Origin of the sequence: Kineococcus endophyticus (genome assembly GCF_040796495.1) — a bacterium.
Taxonomy (GTDB): domain Bacteria; phylum Actinomycetota; class Actinomycetes; order Actinomycetales; family Kineococcaceae; genus Kineococcus; species Kineococcus endophyticus.
Map to the genome: position 1 here is coordinate 1 of NZ_JBFNQN010000046.1, position 1,010 is coordinate 1,010.

Here is a 1,010-nt window from a genome sequence, read left to right on the forward strand (position 1 = left end):
TCTACCCGCCGGCACTTCACCCCCGAGTACAAGGCCCAGGCAGTAGCCTGTGTCCTTGATGACCACCGAGCGATCGGCGAGGTCGCCCGCAACATCGGCGTTCACGAGATGACGTTAGGCAAGTGGGTGAAGAAGGAACGCGGATCCCGCAACGGTGCTCAGCAGTCAGCGCCCCTGGATGAGTCCGAACGCGCCGAACTCGAGCGGCTTCGGGTCGAGGTCCGGCAGGCGCGGATGGAAGCTGAGCTCGCGAAGAAAGAAGCGTCCTGGTTCGCGGAAGACCAGAAGTGATCTTCGCGGCCATCGCGGACTGGGACGAGGCCGATGAGTACCCCGTGACGTTCATGTGCCAGCAGTTGGGGGTCTCGCGCTCGGGCTACTACGCCTGGCGCGCCCGCACCGCGGCCGGACCCAGCACCCGACACATCGCCGATGAGCAGCTGTGCGCGGTGATCGTGGCCATCTTCGGCGCGCTGCGTGGCAACCCCGGCCGTCGACGGGTGCTGGCCCAGCTGCGCGCCCAGGGCGTGCGGGTCGGGTTCCAGCGCGTGCACCGGCTCATGCAAGGCTTGAAACTGGCCGGGTGGCACCCGAAAGCCTGGAAGCGGACCACCATCGGCGGCAGCGACCCGGTGCCGGAGCCGGACCTGATCGGGCGTGACTTCACCGCACAGCAGGCCAACACCCGCTGGTGCGGGGACATCACCTACGTCAAGACGTGGGACGGATGGGCCTACCTGGCGACCGTGATCGACCTGCACTCCCGCGCGGTCATCGGGTACGCGATCGACACGCACATGCGCACCGACCTGGTCGTCGCGGCGTTGCAGATGGCTCTGGTGCACCGCCGACCGGCACCGGGAGTGATCTTCCACGCGGACCGGGGAGCCCAGTACACCTCGAAGCAGTTCGCGCAGTTCTGCGACCGAAACGGTGTGCGACGCTCCCTGGGTAGGACCGGAATCTGCTACGACAATGCCGTGGCCGAGTCGTTCTTCGCGACGTACGAG

Annotated in this window: 2 protein-coding genes; both read left to right on the forward strand. The window is 67.0% G+C overall.

All coding sequences use genetic code 11. The features are described from left to right. Positions 1-291: transposase (locus AB1207_RS24470; protein WP_367641451.1), on the forward strand; the 291-nt coding region annotated here is incomplete at its 5' end. Next, positions 288-1,010, forward strand: a 723-nt coding sequence (locus AB1207_RS24475) for an IS3 family transposase (RefSeq protein WP_367641452.1), incomplete at its 3' end; no start/stop codon positions are given. The genes AB1207_RS24470 and AB1207_RS24475, both read left to right, overlap by 4 nt.